General features: G+C 66.4%; 1 protein-coding gene. It reads left to right on the top strand.

Features of this window, described 5'->3' with window-relative positions; genetic code table 11:
- On the top strand, positions 1-901 hold a 901-nt coding region (locus LB823_RS23560), incomplete at both ends, for an acyl-ACP desaturase (RefSeq protein ID WP_224652191.1).

Below are 901 nucleotides of genomic sequence, written 5' to 3'. Positions count from 1 at the left end.
AGGAGCTCTCCGGTGTCGCCGAGGACAACGTCAACCGCCATCTCTCGATGACGAAGGACTGGAGCCCCCACGACTACATCCCGTGGTCGGACGGCAAGAACTTCGCCGCCCTCGGCGGATCGGACTACGACCCCGAGGAGAGCCGCCTCGACGAGGTCGCCAAGGCCGCCATGATCACCAACCTCCTCACCGAGGACAACCTCCCCACCTACCACCGGGAGATCGCCGCCAACTTCTCCATGGACGACGCCTGGGGCCACTGGGTCGGCCGCTGGACCTCCGAGGAGAACCGCCACGGCATCGCCATGCGCGACTACCTCGTCGTCACCCGCGGCGTCGACCCGGTCAAGCTCGAGCAGGCCCGCATGATCCACATGACCAACGGCTGGGACCCCCAGGGCAAGGTCGCGCAGCACACCGAGCAGAAGATGACGATGCTGCACTCGGTGGCGTACGTGACCTTCCAGGAGCTCGCCACCCGCGTCAGCCACCGCAACACCGGCAAAGTCTGCCAGGACCCCATCGCCGACAAGATGCTCCAGCGCATCGCCGCCGACGAGAACCTGCACATGATCTTCTACCGCAACATCTCCGCCGCCGGCCTCGACCTGGTCCCCGACCAGGCCATCCGCTCCATCACCGACACCATCAAGCACTTCGAGATGCCCGGCGCCGGCATGCCCGACTTCCGCCGCAACGGCGTCCTCATGGCCAAGCACGGCATCTACGACCTCCGCCAGCACAAGGACGAGGTCGTCATGCCCGTCCTGCGCAAGTGGAAGATCTTCGAGCGCGAAGACTTCACCGCCGAAGGCGAGCGCACCCGCGAGGAACTCGCCGCCTTCCTCGACGAGCTCGAAGCCGCCGCCGTCAAGTTCGAGGAGATGCGCGACCGCTCGCT

This window comes from Tsukamurella sp. M9C (genome assembly GCF_020169415.1).
GTDB lineage: Bacteria > Actinomycetota > Actinomycetes > Mycobacteriales > Mycobacteriaceae > Tsukamurella.
The sequence above is the reverse complement of the archived record's forward strand: the minus strand, read 5'-3'. Positions and strand labels throughout refer to the sequence as shown.